This window comes from Paenibacillus sp. NPDC058367 (assembly GCF_042723305.1).
Taxonomy (GTDB): Bacteria; Bacillota; Bacilli; order Paenibacillales; family Paenibacillaceae; genus Paenibacillus_AQ.
Genome location: NZ_JBHXIZ010000002.1, coordinates 1,128,055 through 1,142,027 on the forward strand (window position 1 = coordinate 1,128,055; position 13,973 = coordinate 1,142,027).

The window sequence follows — 13,973 nt, forward strand, 5'->3', positions numbered from 1 at the left end:
ATGAAAAAAGTCTTAGTGATACTGGAGTTTAGGTCCGGAACGTCCTGCAATAGAAAAATGGTCAAACACAAGAATCAAAAAAAATCCCCCATATATACAGGAAGAGTTCACATTCACGTGATCTCATATATTCCTGACTATCATGAGGGGATTTTTGGCTAAAAAGCAGGTTCTGCTTGATGGAGCACATACTTCATTCAATTATTTATTGAAAGTAATCTTCTCCGAACCGTTCTCAAGAATGATCGAAGTGTCCCGCGGCTTTGTTTCCGCGATTTTGCGGCCGGCTCTGAACGAATAAAGTACTCCGGCCTGTTTACGAATGGTCTCATACTCGTTCTCTGCTTCAAGAACGATGAAGTTGGCAGGTTTACCTACTTCAATGCCATACATATCCTCGATATTCAACGTTCTTGCGCTATTTTTCGTAATAAGATCGATTGAATTTACGATTTGATCGTATCCAAGCAACTGAGAAGCATGAATACCCATGTGCAGCACCTGAAGCATATTGCCTGTGCCAAGCGGATACCATGGATCAAAAATGTCATCGTGACCGAAGCATACATTAAGTCCCGCTTCCAGCAGTTCTTTGACGCGAGTTAACCCTCTTCTTTTCGGATAAGTGTCAAAGCGTCCCTGCAGATGGATGTTAACCAGAGGATTGGAGACGAAATTTAGGTCAGCCATCTTCAGTAATCTAAACAATTTGTACGTATATGCATCATTGTATGACCCCATCGCCGTCGTGTGGCTTGCTGTCGTACGGGAGCCAAGCCCGCGTTCGTAAGCTTCTTTGGCTACAACTTCCAAGAAACGGGATTGCTCGTCATCGATTTCGTCGCAATGGATATCGATCAGACGGTCGTATTTTTCAGCGAGGTCAAACGCAACCTTCATCGAATCAACGCCATATTCTCTTGTGAATTCGAAGTGTGGAATCCCACCCACCACGTCAACACCCATTTTCAGCGACTCTTCTAGTAATTCCACGCCGTTCGGGAAGGAGTGAATACCTTCCTGTGGAAAAGCGACAAGCTGGATGTCAATGAACGGTGCCATTTCTTCTTTCACTTCAAGCATCGCTTTTACGGCGGTCAAGCTTGGATCAGTAACGTCTACATGTGTTCGTACATGCTGGATACCCTGCGCGATCTGCCACTTCAATGCAGTTTTGGAACGCGTTTTGACGTCTTCATGCGTCAGGAAGGCCTTGCGTTCTGACCAACGCTGGATGCCTTCAAACAGTGTTCCGCTCAAATTCCATTCCGGCTCACCTGCTGTTAGCGTTGTATCCAAGTGAATATGAGGTTCAATGAACGGCGGCAGCACAAGTGAGCCGTTAACATCAATTACTTCCTCATTCGCAGTTAGTTCCATTGACTGCGTGATAAGCTCAAACTTCCCATCTTTCACAACAATATTCCATAAACCTTCTTTACCCCGCAATTTTGCGTTCTGTATAATCATTTTTATTCCCCTTTTCTTTGGATTCTTTCTTAGCAACGATCAGCATTATCACAGTGTATACAACCGCTGTTCCAATCAGTGCATTAAGTGGTGTTATTCCTGGAGCCAGCTGGGCGAAGGCCACTCCGATAACCCAAGCTACCATCGCGATCCAGTTTACATTTTTGAAAGTCATGTCGGCAAATGGTTTATAGTTTCTGCGCTTCACAATAAAATAGTCTGCGATGATGATGGCGCCGATGGACGGGATCGCCGCGCCCAGCACATTCAGGAAACCAACGAAATTGTTGTACATCCACATGGCAAATACGGTACCCACGATGCCGTTAACGATAACAAAAAACTTTTTCGAAATTTTAGTGATATTGGCAAAGCCCAGCCCGGAAGCGTAAAGTGCGTTATCGTTAGTTGTCCAGATGTTCAGCCCCAGTACGATGATCGCAGGAATGAGCAATCCTTGCAAGAACATGACCTCCGAGATATCTGCCAAATTATAAGCCATTGCGCCGACTGCACCGAAGAGAAACATAAGTGAGTTCCCTAGAAAGAACGAAATGACTGTTGCAGTAACCGCCTGTCGGGATGTTCTGGCAAACCGAGCAAAATCGGGCGTCAACGTTCCGCCGCTAATGAATGACCCGATACAAATGGTCAATGCTGCTGCTGCGGTGAGCGACTCTGTTGGTGAGTAATCGAGCAACCCTTGCAGACCACCCAGCGTGTTAACTCCTTCGAACACGGAGTAACCACCGAGAATAGCAATGGCCGGAACTGCTATATAACCCAGAATAACGAGCGACTTCATGCCGAAGATGGCTGATGCCGTCATTGCGAGACCAAACACGAAGATCAAAAGGTACACATTCCAGTCCATCGCTCTGGCGACCGGTACCGCGAACATGGCTACACCGACACCGAACCAACCGACCTGTGTGAAGCCAAGCAGGAAAGAAGGAAGGTACGAGCCTTTTTCACCGAACGCATATTTTGCAAGCAAATGCGTGGAAAGACCTGTTTTGGCAGCGATATGTGCCAGAGCTCCGGTATAGATGCCGAGTGCCAGATTACCGGCAAGTACGATTCCAATGAACTCCATGAATGTCAAGCTGACTCCTAACGTTCCCCCTGCCAGCATGCTTGCGGAAAAGAAAGTGAATGCTAACATGACGGAGAACGTCTTTCCAAAATGATTCCTCTGCGTTTTCGGCACCGCTTGCCACGAAAACTCTTGATCTTGTTTACTCATCAGAATACCCCCAGTATAAAGTGTCCTGATACCAAAAAAGCAGAAACAAAAGAGGCTACTCGTCAGATCAAACTGACAAGTAGCCTCTTTTGTTCATCATAACCCGCGCTAAGACACAGAGCATCCCTTGACGGAATATGCCCTGCTTCTCACGTGATTATAAAAATCCGCTGTCCTTGTCAGCCTCTCTGGACTGAATTAAAGGTACCAGTATTCAATTACATTCTATTATTTTAGAAAAACCTATAGATGTCAATGTCATTAATATCCATTGATATAAAATCCTCTTTTGAATGCTGCACTTGGAATTATTATGTGGATGATGTCGACCAAGGCACTTGCTCATAGGACAAAGCCTTATGTGGTACCGGACAACCTCAGATGTGCCATATCTATTAAATTATTTAGTAGTCCCAAGTAATAAATTCACAATCGTATCCAGCTGAAGCTCTAATGAAAAAGGGTCCTCCATTACGAATTCATCATGATAGTTATCACCATACAAATAAACTTTGCCATTTTTCACTGCAGGGATGCCTTTCCATATGTTACTTTCCATTGCTTTATTTGTTGCATCAGCATCGCCATTATAAACAAAAACATAATCCCCTAAGTATTCTGGGAGCACTTCAAGTGAAATCGATTCAAAACCCTCCGCCATATTTTTTGCACTTTCTGTTGGAGGCAGCTGCAGCATATTGTATATAGTGGAAGAACCATAGTTTCCTCCCTTTGCAGCTAAGACGTATACCGCTTTTTCTGAAAATGAAACAACCGAAACGGTTTCCCCTTCCTTGATAACACCGGTGAGTTTCGACTTTGCTTCAGCTACTTTCTGTTCGTATTGCGCAATCCATTCTTCTGCTTCTTTTTCTTTTCCGAATATCTTGCTTACACCCCTGAATTTATCAAGCGGCCCTGCGGTTGATAACCCCTCCCAATAAGGCAGAAAAACAGTCGTTCCAATCTTCTCATATTGTTCTATGTTCTCATCGATTGAACCGATAATTAAGTCCGGATCTAGCATCGTTAATTTTTCCAGGTTTAAAGGAAAATCCCCCAGATCTTCAATTTTCTCGATCGTTTCTTTCGGAATGTCCGCCTTCTCCATCCAGCCTTCATCCAGCATAAATGTTCTTGCACCGATTGGAACAATTCCTAATTTCAATAAATGCCCCATATATTGGTCAGCCGCTACTCTTTTCGGCTCTGCAGGTACTTCCACATCTCCCTTTGGCGTTGATACTATTCGAGTCTTCGAACTTTCTTCTAATACTGTTTGATTAACGGTTCCATTCCCAGTACTCTGCTCCTTCGCAGCTGTGCCCGTCCCGCTTGAGCAAGCACCTAATAATAGAGAACCGCAAAGCAGCAAAGCTGCCGTCGTTTGAGATTTTGTCATTTTAAACATATGTAATTCCCCTTTTTCCGTATTGTGATAATGATTATCATTATTAATATACTGTTGAACGATGTGTTCAAAAATAGAGGATATGGGGAAGTTTGATGGACTTTCAGCAACTTTATGTGCCTGTATCTCTCTTGTTCTAAAATGTGCAGGGGATACACCTTTTCTTTTCTTAAAAATTCGGCTGAAATAATAAACGTCTTTATAACCAACGCTTGCTGCAATTTCCCCGACAGAAGCCTCTGTTGTCATTAAAAGCTCTGTTGCACGTTCAAGCCGAAAACGAATTAAGTAATCAATCGGACTCATACCTGTGTACTCTTTAAACAATGATGACAAATGATAAGCACTGAAATTAAATACTTCCGCAAGAGAATCTAATGTAATTGGCTCCGCATAGTATTCCTGGATATAGGTGATTACTTGAACTGCAACACTTGTTTGTTTCACCTCATTCTCTTTTTTATGTAATTCTTTTAAAACCTGATCAATGAATTGATAAAACAGTGATTTAACATGGAGTCTCTCTTCTTGCCTGTTCCATTTTTGATGCATCATTTGAAATTTGTTATAAAGTAAAATAGGTGCATTAGGGGAAAAACAATATTGTATTTGGAAGGGATCCTCTTCATGAATCCATGCACGGTAGTAAATGATATAGTAAACAAATTTCTTGCTTGTCGGAACAATATTGAGGGTCGCCCCTTTCCCGCTATGGAGGATTTGAAATCCTGTAAAAGAAAATTCGGCCTGATCTAACTGAACTTGAGCGCTCCCATGTACCGAAAGTAAAAATATACTGGCAGGAATCTTATATTTTTGAAGAATTTCGCTTTGAACCATTTCAATTTGGCGTACATCCAATAACTTGACGGTCGCTTGATCCCAAAGAAATATTTGATTGTTGATGTGCATAATGACTACCCCTCCGTTATCTGTCTAATGATCATCATAAATGATAACCATTATCAATAACAGTTGTCTAAAGATAATAAAGGACTAGACTGAAGAAAACTGTTAAAATGTAGTTAATGTATAATGTAAATATCCCTCATGATCAAAGGAGAACTGAAAATGAGAAAACTCGTTCTATTTCTTCACACATCGCTTGACGGTTTTGTTGAAGGGCCTAATGGTGAAATGGACATTGGCTGGGTTTCCTACGATGCTGATTTGGAGAAACATGCGAAAGAAATTCTGAGTACTGCCGACACTGTCCTTTGGGGACGTGGGACTTATCAGATGATGCATAGTTACTGGCCATCTGTGCCTTCGAACCCATCAGCTTCGCAGCATGAACGGAATCATGCCGAGTGGATCGAAAAGACAGCCAAAATCGTTTTTTCCACGACGCTGGAGAAAGTCGAATGGAATAATTCCAGACTCGTGAAAGAAGATGTCGAGAAAGAGATCAATAACCTCAAACAGCAGCCAGGCAAGGATATGGTCATCCTCGGCAGTCCTAGGTTCGCACACCACCTCATGCAGCTTGATTTAATTGATGAGTATAAAATTACGGTTTCTCCCGTTCTGATCGGTAAGGGATTGCCGTTATTCCAAGGTCTCAAGGAGAAGATCAATCTTAAGCTAATCGAAAACAAGACCTTTGATTCTGGAGCCATAGGCCTCGTTTACCAGACGCTAAGATGACCTTGTCACTTAAGGTGATTATGCTAACGGGGAACGTTATTGGAACGACAACAGCTGCAGTCTAATACTTTATTTTCACCAAACAACAGGACAAGATATTTATCTAAATAACAAAAATCCGATTGCGCCCAGCAGCGTCAATCGGATTTTTGTATAATAAATTATTGTTCAGCCGCCAATTGCAGGAAATGATCTGCAGCCAAACGGACAGCCAGGATACTTGCGCTGTTTAGTGAATTATCAAAGATAAGAACATGATTGTTTTTTACTGCTTCCAGTGAGTTCCACGCTTTTGAAGTTTCCTTCTCCTTGATGGCCGCCTTTGCGATATCCATATCATGCTGGATAATAATATAATCGGGATTCATGCTGTATAGACCCTCCAGAGAAAGCGCCCCACCCTCTTCGGGATATCCATTTGGTGGCAACAACCCAAAGCCCACAGTTTGATTATAGTACATCGTGTTTTTAGAGCCTTGAGCATTAAAATTGGCTTTTCCATCGACCCGTAGCAAGGCAAAGGTCTTATCTTCAAGACTATTTAACTTTTTTTTCGTATTGGCTATCATTTCTTGTGTTTCCTTAATGGCTTGTTCTGCTAACGTCTCTTTTCCAACAATCTGAGCACACAGCATTGTCGTTTTTTCCCAGGTATCGGTGTAGTCAATTAAGATGACAGGTGCAATCTTATTCAACTCATCATAATTGCTATCAACAGAACCCTTGAAGGTTACAATCACATCAGGCTTTGCATCCATGATCATTTCCAGATTCGCATTGCTATTGCCCAAATCAATAATCTCTGCAGTTCCGGCATAAGGCTGTAAAGTAGCGAAATCTTTCATTGCTTCTGCTGCGTTAGTTGATGCGATTGGAGGCATATCTAGAGCAAAAAAGTAATCTAAATACAAAGGATGAAGAACCGCTATCCGCTCAGGTCGTGTCTTGAGCACCACTCCATTGTCGCTGGCATCTGCAATTGTTCTTGGCCATCCCGTTTCCTCGATCTTGCCGACTTCAGGTGCAGTTGTGACTGAAGTTTCGGAACATCCAGCCAGTATTCCTGCTATTATAATTAAGGATGCAATCCATCCAAATAGTCTATTCATTTGGTCCCCCTTGAGTTGTTATCATTACTATCTGTATAAATGCTTCATTAAATCACGGTTTTTCTGTATGAACAGGTCATTGTGCGAAGACACCATCCCGGTCGAATTTGCCTCTGGCGTGATGTATTGTTTGGCCTGGTTTACTGCATTGGCAGAATCCTGGAACGCTCCCGCTATCAGGTGCAGCTTCCCTTCATGATGCAGAACATCACCTGCCGCATAAATGCCCGGCACGGATGTCCCGCTCATTGCTGATCCTGAAATCCGATGTTCCCACAGATCAATTTTAATTTCACTGTTCACCAGTAGTTTCTTGTCGCGTTCATAGCCGTGATTAATGATGACCTCATCAACGGACAGCTCAAATGCTTCTCCGTTGTCATTGCTTTTTAGCAGTACTGTCCCTATTCTTTCGTGATCCGGTGTGGCAATCAATTTTTCGATTGAAGTATTTAATAAGCACACTACGCCATTGTTCGCCAAGCGTGAAATATCGGCTTCATGCCCCTTTAAGTTCTCTTTCCGGTACGTTAAATACACCTTTTTGGCAATCGGGGCCAGTTCGTTCGCCCAGTCAACAGCAGAATGTCCGCCACCCGATATTAGAATAGACTTCTCTTTGAAGCAGGCAAGTGACTTCACCGTATAATGCAAATTTGTGATTTCAAATCTTTCGGCACCCTCGATTTCAAGCTTGATCGGCTTCAGAATGCCTCCTCCAATGGCCAATATTACAGTTCTAGTGAAATGCTTCCGGTTTGCGGCCGTGTGCAATATAAAGTAACCTGCTTCATCTTTCGAGATGGATGTGACCTTTTCATTAAAAGCAACATCCGGCTGGAACGTCATCCCTTGCGCAACCATTTGTTCAATAAGCTGCGAGCCAAGAATAGGTTGTAAGCCTCCCACATCCCATATCATCTTTTCCGGATAGACATGCACCTTACCGCCAAGTACAGGCTGAAATTCAATGATTTTGGTCTTCATTTCGCGGAGCCCACTATAAAATGCTGCAAATAATCCGGCCGGACCGCCGCCAATAATCGTAACATCAAACATTTCCTCTTCATGCATCGTTCAATCGCCTCAACTCTCTTTTTTTTATATCCCTAGATGCTCACGAAAAGTGCACCCCGTATATTCACTTCGAAACAAGCCTCTCTCAACCAGCTTCGGTACCAGCTTCTCAAAAAACAGTTCCATAGATTGTTCTGAACCGCCCGGCAAGGCGATGAAGCCATCCATAGCCCCCGCTTCAAACCGCTCAATAATATCGTTCAGTACATCCTCGACTGTCCCGACAGATACCCAATGAGCAGATCCGACAACCTCCGGCCTGTCCAGGATCTCTTTCACTGTAGGCTGGTTTTTGATAATATACCGCCGCAATAGTTCGGCATGTGTCCGACTGCGGACAGCCTGATTTGGATCGGGTAACATATCGGCAGTTACGCGCCTATCTATGGAATAACCGGTTAAATCAAGACCTAACACCGATTTAAGCGAAGCATGTCTGCGCTCAAGACTTAAATTCGCATGTGCGGTCTTATGTAATTCAAGCGCTTCTTCGCGCGTATCAGCCAGGAAAAAATATAAGCCCGGCAAAACTCTGATGGCATCCGGATCACGTCCCTGCTCTGCCGCTCTTTTTCTCAGATCATTCCTTAGCTCCACTCCTGATTCGATATCCGGCATTGCTGCAAAAATAGCATCTGCAACGGAAGAAGCGAAATTCCGCCCAATATCCGAAGCGCCTGCTTGAAATAGCGGAGGCGTTCCTGACCTGTGAGCAGGCAAAGTAAGTGGTCCTTTTACACTGAAAAATTCACCGGAATGATTTATAGCAGTTACTTTATCCTTATCCGAGAACATACCCGACTGACGGTCGATAACAATCGCTTCATTCGGAAAACTCTCCCACAGCTTGCATACAACATCCGTGAACTCTTTTGCCTTGGCATATCTCTCTTCCGGTGAAGGCATAGGTGAATCGCTGAAATTATCGGCGCCTTCAATAGATGTGACAATATTCCAGCCAGCACGTCCATTGCTCAGCCAGTGTAAAGACTGAAGCTGTCTTGCTACAACATAAGGCGGATTAAAAGTGGTAGAAATCGTCGTCACTAGTCCGATCCGCTCGGTTTCACGGGCTATCGCTGCAAAAAACAATGCAGGGTCCGGGCTGCCGAAATTAGAGGAATCCCCTAACATCTGCGGGCTAACATACAGATAATCAGCCCTGAATAGAAAATCGAGCTTAGAATTCTCCGCCATTTTTGCCAAATCAATATAATATTCGATAGACCCCATCTTTTCGACTCCGCTATCCGGGTGCCGCCAGCCGTCTCCTTTCATCCAGGTTGCATTTAAGGACAACCCAATACATAATTGTCTGTTTCCTGTCATATCTACCAGCCTTTCATTTATAATCAATTTACTGATAATGATTCTCAGTTACAAGGGTGAGTTTATCAAAAATTTAAATGAATTCAAATGTACAAATCTTAAATTCTACATGCATCATTATTTAATCTAAATAAAAAAGTCTGCACTTCTGGTTCATCACCAGTAGCTGCAGACTTAATTCAAGTATAAGAAACTCAATATGTATATTATCTAATTATCTATAGGTAGAGGGAGAAACACCGAATTTCTTTTTAAATAATCGGCTGAAATACAGCGGATTGTCATAACCGACACGGTCTGCAATCTCGTGGATAGGAAAATTGCCTGCTTTGAGTAAGTCACAAGCTCGTTCCATACGATAATTAACGACATAGTCGATTGGGCGCAGCCCCGTGTATTTGTGAAAGAAGTAAGAGAAGCGGTTCGTACTCATTGCATGCCGTTCCGCTAACTCACCGAGTGTAAGTGAATTCATATAATGGAGTTTAATGTATGTAAGAGCTTCGTCTACCATCCTTTGATTCGGTGAACTGTCGTTCTCTCTGTAACTGCAAGCAATCAGAACCTGATGCATTAGGCTTAAGAACAGCTCTTTGATACGCAGCTTTCCAATCTCTCCGGATGGATGAGTATTCTGATGAAGCATGATTAGTAATTCAATAATTTTTAGATTGGCTCCTGGCTCCAGCTTGAAATGAGAGTCAAATTCGGTAGTACAATTCATTTCTTCTGGCATATCCAATTTATAAAAAAGGGAGTAATACTCAAGCTCTGATTGTCCTATAACCTGCGAATCCATCTGCATGCCTGGAGCCGCATGAAAAACTGACCCTGGCCGTAATTCATATACCGTTCCATTCACACGTATTCTGGCTCCCCCGCGAATGATAAACAGAAATCCATGCTTAACGGTGGTAAATTCACTTAATAAACTTTTGGGCTGGATGACTAATCTGCTTCTATCTTCTATATCATAGACACCTTTAGTAAATGCCTTTGCTAATTTGTCCAAATTTATCAATGTTCTGCACCTGCTTCCTACCACCATGCTTCTTTTAAAATCAGATCGAATTCTGATATTTATTTAAAATAGTATAGACAATAGTGTGCAAAATTGCTAGAAGTGTAGTAGATATTCTAATGTACATTGCACCCAAGAAGATGCTCAGGAGATTTTGGTTGAAAATATGCCGTCTTCATTACAATCAATTTGAAGAAGTTCATCCTGTAAAATCCAAACATCAGTGTTTTCAACAAAGAAATTAAATCCACCAATGGATTGAACCCATGCTGGATCTATCGGTGTAGCACTTGCATTAATTCCAACAGTGAAGGCATCTGAGCCTCCACCGGAATATTTTGCATAAATTCTTACATATTGGCCCTCTTCCAAATCCCATTCATTCTTAAATGAATCCAATGCTTTTTCGGATACTGCAAATGATATCATTCCTCTTCTCTCCTTTCTGCTGTTTAATCACATTTTTTTATTTCGCCACGATAATTGGCCATTCTGAAACTGGCTCCGCATCCACATGAAGCTTTTGCATTAGGGTTATTCATAGTGAATCCGCCTACCATTCCACTCTCTTCATAGTCAATTTCAAGACCGTCAATATATGGGATACTATTCGGGTGAACCAATATACTAAAATCCTTTTTATTTAATACAATGTCCTCTTCTGCCTGCTGTTCATCTACGACTAGGGTGTAGGATAATCCACTGCATCCCCCTTCATCAACACCCACTCTAAGGAATGGATTTCGGATATTCGCACTTAATAAGATTTCGGCGATTTTTTCTGATGCCTTATCACTGACCTCGATGATCATTGTAAACTCCTCCTTCGGTTATTTGTTTTTCAAACCTAAAGATTGGATACCCTTTCCTATCTTGATATACGTCCTATGGATAGTACAAAATAACGTGGGCTGAAAATGCTTTGATGATTAGAAGGCATGAAATGTGACCTCCAAGAAAATTGGTATGTATACATCGTATCCGACACTTAGTAAACATTTTTGTTTATAATGTCTAAGCTACAGTTCAGCTTTGACTTTGTCAACATTTTTGTTTAAAATGTAGTCTGTGATGTAGATTTAGTTGCTTCAAAAGGAGGTGCACCTTGAGCCGAAATCATACCAAAAAGGATGTCTCAACCAAGACCCGAAGAGCGATCATTGATCTGTTAAAGCAGCAAGGGGGAATGGATGTTATGGCACTCTCCTCCCAGTTTTCGCTATCTGGAATGGCTATTCGTCAACATTTGAATGCGCTGAAAGAAGAAGGGTTGGTAACTAACAAAGAAGAGTCCCGTCCCATGGGTCGACCCACCAAGCTATGGATCTTAACTCCCGCGGCCGATCGGTTTTTTCCAAGCGGATATTCGGATTTATCCGTCAGTTTGATCAATTCCATGAAAGAAGCTTTCGGAAATGAGGGGCTGGACAAGCTGCTGGCTGTTCGAAATAAGAATATGCAAGAACAATATCTTCAGCATCTTGGTGATACAACAGACGTTAGAGAGAAACTGGAGAAACTGGCTGAGATTCGAACAAATGAAGGTTATATGGCCGAGGTTAAGGAGCAGGATGATGGCAGTCTTTTATTCATTGAGAAACATTGCCCGATCTGTGAAGCTGCTGCTGTGTGTACCGGGTTATGCAAGAATGAGTTACATCTATTTAAAACTGTTCTAGGAAATAATGTTCATATTGAACGGGGGGAGTACATTTTAGCGGGAGGAAGAAACTGTGTATATACGGTTAGGCAAAATAAGCTGCTGTTTTAGCGACTTTTAAAGGGACTATGTTCTTGTCCGTCGATCTTAAAACTGGCGGTGCGACGGATGAAAGAACCAGCCGCCTATGAGATTTATGGGAAGTATCTCATTTTTTCAGATTATCGAATACACTAGTCCATTCCCACTACCTTGAAAATCTACAAGCTCACAGCCTATCTCCCCCTATACACATAGTTAGTAATGCCACCATCGCACGATTACATACAAAGGTAACTTCTCACGCTTCTTAAAAAGTAAAAAGAAGATGCCTAATTCAGCTAACAAAATGGTAATGTTCACTATCGAGATCTTGAAGTATACCATACCCCAATCCCAGGAATAAGGTGTATAATCAGCAATCACGACCCATGCTCGACAACAGGATCATGATTTCTTCTGCCGATGTTATTTCCATCGTATAATTCACCCCCTGCGGTAATATGAAGAACAGAATTTAGAGTGTACTAAATTCTTTGTCCTTGCCTCCTACGGATTTACACCGATTAAGAACGGACGTGCACCTACAGGAATAACACTAATCACAGCCTGGGTAACCATATTCGTAACCCCGTCAATGACGGTAACAATATCCGAGTTGAATTCAGCTACATAAATAGAATTGTTTAAGGAATTCACACCTATCTCCGTTGGAAAAGGAGAACCGCCGGCGGGAATAATGGTAGTCACCACAGTGTTTGTTAATCCGTCAATGATAGTAACAGTATTATCATTAAAGTTGGCAACATAGATAGCATTGGTAGAGGTATTGACCGCTCCGTCCATAACGGATACGTTGTTGCTGTTCAAATTAGCAACATAAATACGATTGGTTAACGGGTTTATGGCTACCCCGGAGGATTCGCGCCTACAGGGATGACTACTATCACCGCACCTGTTACTCCGTTGATCACAGAAACATCATTGCTATTGAAATTGGAAACATAAATGCGTTTAACGGAGCCTGTGTGTCTATACAGAAAATGAAATTCTAGTTTTTAAAAATTGTTATTTCGATGAATCTTGGTATTCAGTATCTCTTGACGAAAGTACGCTAACATAATCGGATCCGATAGTAAATTATCAGCCTATGTGAATGCACTCACTAAAGTGGGATTTGTCATTGAGCAAATGATTGAGCAATCTGATGATAACTTATGTAGTCGCGGGACGATAAAAGCGATTTTTCAAAAAAAACAAAAATACTTCCTGTAACTTCTGAAATTAAAGCAAGAAAACTCTAGCATCCGATACCTATTGAAACAACACCTTACAACGTAATAATTATTAAATAAGCCGATCCAGAAAAGGATCGGCTTATTTAATAGCTTTTTTAACGTCAATCTTGTCTGTTCTCAACAGATTTCATGCGGTTTTGATCGTCAGGCACTCGATCATTACTGAATTCCTGGCCTGCTTCTACTTCACCATGACCGGAAACACTTCGGGCAAAATTTGTGAACTGCCTTTTTTGCTCATCTAGCTTGTGTTTACTCTTAAGAAGCTCCTGCGGATCCTGATTTGTCATAATGCTATCCTCCCAAAATGGAATCATGCAGTTTATTCGCACTACAGAAGTTTTCCATAATAGAGCGGTGCTTATGCAAGAATTTCAAATACTTTATTCAAAACAAGGTATTCTAAAACAATGATCCCAACGCAAAGAATAATAAAAAACTGAAGTCTTGCCGTATTCATTCTATCCTTCCAATACTCTCCTCGGAATAATGAAACGATGTTAGGTGTAAAAGTATGTCTAATCGTTTCGTTATAATCATCATCATCCACAAAGAACACGCGAAACAATACTTTATATACTGGAATATTTAAGAACAGTAGAAAAATGATCATCACAAGATCGAGACTCAATTTACTCGCCTCCCAAGATTCACTTATCCTAATTT

General features: G+C 41.9%; 15 protein-coding genes. 2 read left to right on the forward strand and 13 right to left on the reverse strand.

Annotation, left to right across the window (positions count from 1 at the left end):
* Positions 1–201 precede the first annotated feature (201 nt).
* From ACFWMP_RS16105 to ACFWMP_RS16115, 3 genes are all read right to left on the reverse strand, one after another.
* Positions 202–1,470, reverse strand: coding sequence for a cytosine deaminase (locus tag ACFWMP_RS16105; protein ID WP_042188420.1), 1,269 nt, complete (start codon positions 1,468–1,470; stop codon positions 202–204).
* On the reverse strand, positions 1,439–2,716 hold the full coding sequence (gene codB / locus ACFWMP_RS16110) for a cytosine permease (RefSeq protein ID WP_379424224.1): 1,278 nt from the start codon (positions 2,714–2,716) through the stop codon (positions 1,439–1,441). Before codB ends, ACFWMP_RS16105 begins: the two co-directional genes overlap by 32 nt.
* 400 nt (positions 2,717–3,116) lie before the next feature.
* Positions 3,117–5,039 carry an AraC family transcriptional regulator gene (locus ACFWMP_RS16115; protein WP_379424225.1) on the reverse strand — a complete coding sequence of 641 codons (1,923 nt, stop codon included), beginning with the start codon at positions 5,037–5,039 and terminating at the stop codon, positions 3,117–3,119.
* A gap of 159 nt (positions 5,040–5,198) precedes the next feature.
* Between ACFWMP_RS16115 and ACFWMP_RS16120 the strand changes: the two genes are divergently transcribed.
* Entirely contained in the window at positions 5,199–5,774 is a 576-nt protein-coding gene (locus ACFWMP_RS16120; RefSeq protein WP_042188417.1) for a dihydrofolate reductase family protein, read from the forward strand.
* Between the two features lie 161 nt (positions 5,775–5,935).
* On the opposite strand, the gene ACFWMP_RS16125 is transcribed toward ACFWMP_RS16120, so the two are convergent.
* The 6 genes from ACFWMP_RS16125 to ACFWMP_RS16150 all read right to left on the reverse strand — a co-directional run bounded on the left by ACFWMP_RS16125 (position 5,936) and on the right by ACFWMP_RS16150 (position 11,122).
* A complete protein-coding gene (locus ACFWMP_RS16125) occupies positions 5,936–6,883 on the reverse strand; it encodes an ABC transporter substrate-binding protein (protein WP_379424226.1) in 948 nt (315 codons plus the stop codon).
* 27 nt (positions 6,884–6,910) lie between these two features.
* Positions 6,911–7,957 (reverse strand): NAD(P)/FAD-dependent oxidoreductase, encoded by a 1,047-nt coding sequence (locus tag ACFWMP_RS16130; RefSeq protein ID WP_379424227.1) that lies wholly within the window; start codon positions 7,955–7,957, stop codon positions 6,911–6,913.
* A 27-nt stretch (positions 7,958–7,984) separates the two neighbouring features.
* Positions 7,985–9,289 (reverse strand): NtaA/DmoA family FMN-dependent monooxygenase, encoded by a 1,305-nt coding sequence (locus ACFWMP_RS16135; protein WP_379424228.1) that lies wholly within the window; start codon positions 9,287–9,289, stop codon positions 7,985–7,987.
* Positions 9,290–9,503: 214 nt separating this feature from the next.
* On the reverse strand, positions 9,504–10,310 hold the full coding sequence (locus ACFWMP_RS16140) for a helix-turn-helix domain-containing protein (RefSeq protein ID WP_339241103.1): 807 nt from the start codon (positions 10,308–10,310) through the stop codon (positions 9,504–9,506).
* A gap of 144 nt (positions 10,311–10,454) precedes the next feature.
* Positions 10,455–10,739 (reverse strand): HesB/YadR/YfhF family protein, encoded by a 285-nt coding sequence (locus ACFWMP_RS16145; protein ID WP_341125105.1) that lies wholly within the window; start codon positions 10,737–10,739, stop codon positions 10,455–10,457.
* A gap of 23 nt (positions 10,740–10,762) precedes the next feature.
* On the reverse strand, positions 10,763–11,122 hold the full coding sequence (locus tag ACFWMP_RS16150) for a HesB/IscA family protein (protein ID WP_370510539.1): 360 nt from the start codon (positions 11,120–11,122) through the stop codon (positions 10,763–10,765).
* A 293-nt stretch (positions 11,123–11,415) separates the two neighbouring features.
* On the opposite strand from ACFWMP_RS16150, the gene ACFWMP_RS16155 reads away from it, so the two are divergent.
* Positions 11,416–12,081 carry a helix-turn-helix transcriptional regulator gene (locus ACFWMP_RS16155; protein WP_379424229.1) on the forward strand — a complete coding sequence of 222 codons (666 nt, stop codon included), beginning with the start codon at positions 11,416–11,418 and terminating at the stop codon, positions 12,079–12,081.
* A gap of 477 nt (positions 12,082–12,558) precedes the next feature.
* On the opposite strand, the gene ACFWMP_RS16160 is transcribed toward ACFWMP_RS16155, so the two are convergent.
* The 4 genes from ACFWMP_RS16160 to ACFWMP_RS16175 form a co-directional block, all read right to left on the reverse strand.
* A complete protein-coding gene (locus ACFWMP_RS16160; protein WP_379424230.1) occupies positions 12,559–12,879 on the reverse strand; it encodes a YncE family protein in 321 nt (106 codons plus the stop codon).
* Between the two features lie 38 nt (positions 12,880–12,917).
* Positions 12,918–12,983 carry a hypothetical protein gene (locus tag ACFWMP_RS16165; RefSeq protein ID WP_379424315.1) on the reverse strand — a complete coding sequence of 22 codons (66 nt, stop codon included), beginning with the start codon at positions 12,981–12,983 and terminating at the stop codon, positions 12,918–12,920.
* A gap of 425 nt (positions 12,984–13,408) precedes the next feature.
* Positions 13,409–13,597 (reverse strand): hypothetical protein, encoded by a 189-nt coding sequence (locus ACFWMP_RS16170; RefSeq protein ID WP_339264768.1) that lies wholly within the window; start codon positions 13,595–13,597, stop codon positions 13,409–13,411.
* A 71-nt stretch (positions 13,598–13,668) separates the two neighbouring features.
* Entirely contained in the window at positions 13,669–13,938 is a 270-nt protein-coding gene (locus ACFWMP_RS16175; protein ID WP_379424231.1) for a hypothetical protein, read from the reverse strand.
* Between the last annotated feature and the right edge of the window lie 35 nt (positions 13,939–13,973).

Bases quoted from the DNA above. Each gene is read 5' to 3' on its own strand.
- ACFWMP_RS16105 (WP_042188420.1), bottom strand. From the start codon at position 1,470: ATGATTATACAGAACGCAAAATTGCGGGGTAAAGAAGGTTTATGGAAT.
- codB (WP_379424224.1), bottom strand. From the start codon at position 2,716: ATGAGTAAACAAGATCAAGAGTTTTCGTGGCAAGCGGTGCCGAAAACG.
- ACFWMP_RS16115 (WP_379424225.1), bottom strand. From the start codon at position 5,039: ATGCACATCAACAATCAAATATTTCTTTGGGATCAAGCGACCGTCAAG.
- ACFWMP_RS16120 (WP_042188417.1), top strand. From the start codon at position 5,199: ATGAGAAAACTCGTTCTATTTCTTCACACATCGCTTGACGGTTTTGTT.
- ACFWMP_RS16125 (WP_379424226.1), bottom strand. From the start codon at position 6,883: ATGAATAGACTATTTGGATGGATTGCATCCTTAATTATAATAGCAGGA.
- ACFWMP_RS16130 (WP_379424227.1), bottom strand. From the start codon at position 7,957: ATGCATGAAGAGGAAATGTTTGATGTTACGATTATTGGCGGCGGTCCG.
- ACFWMP_RS16135 (WP_379424228.1), bottom strand. From the start codon at position 9,289: ATGACAGGAAACAGACAATTATGTATTGGGTTGTCCTTAAATGCAACC.
- ACFWMP_RS16145 (WP_341125105.1), bottom strand. From the start codon at position 10,739: ATGATATCATTTGCAGTATCCGAAAAAGCATTGGATTCATTTAAGAAT.
- ACFWMP_RS16150 (WP_370510539.1), bottom strand. From the start codon at position 11,122: ATGATCATCGAGGTCAGTGATAAGGCATCAGAAAAAATCGCCGAAATC.
- ACFWMP_RS16170 (WP_339264768.1), bottom strand. From the start codon at position 13,597: ATGACAAATCAGGATCCGCAGGAGCTTCTTAAGAGTAAACACAAGCTA.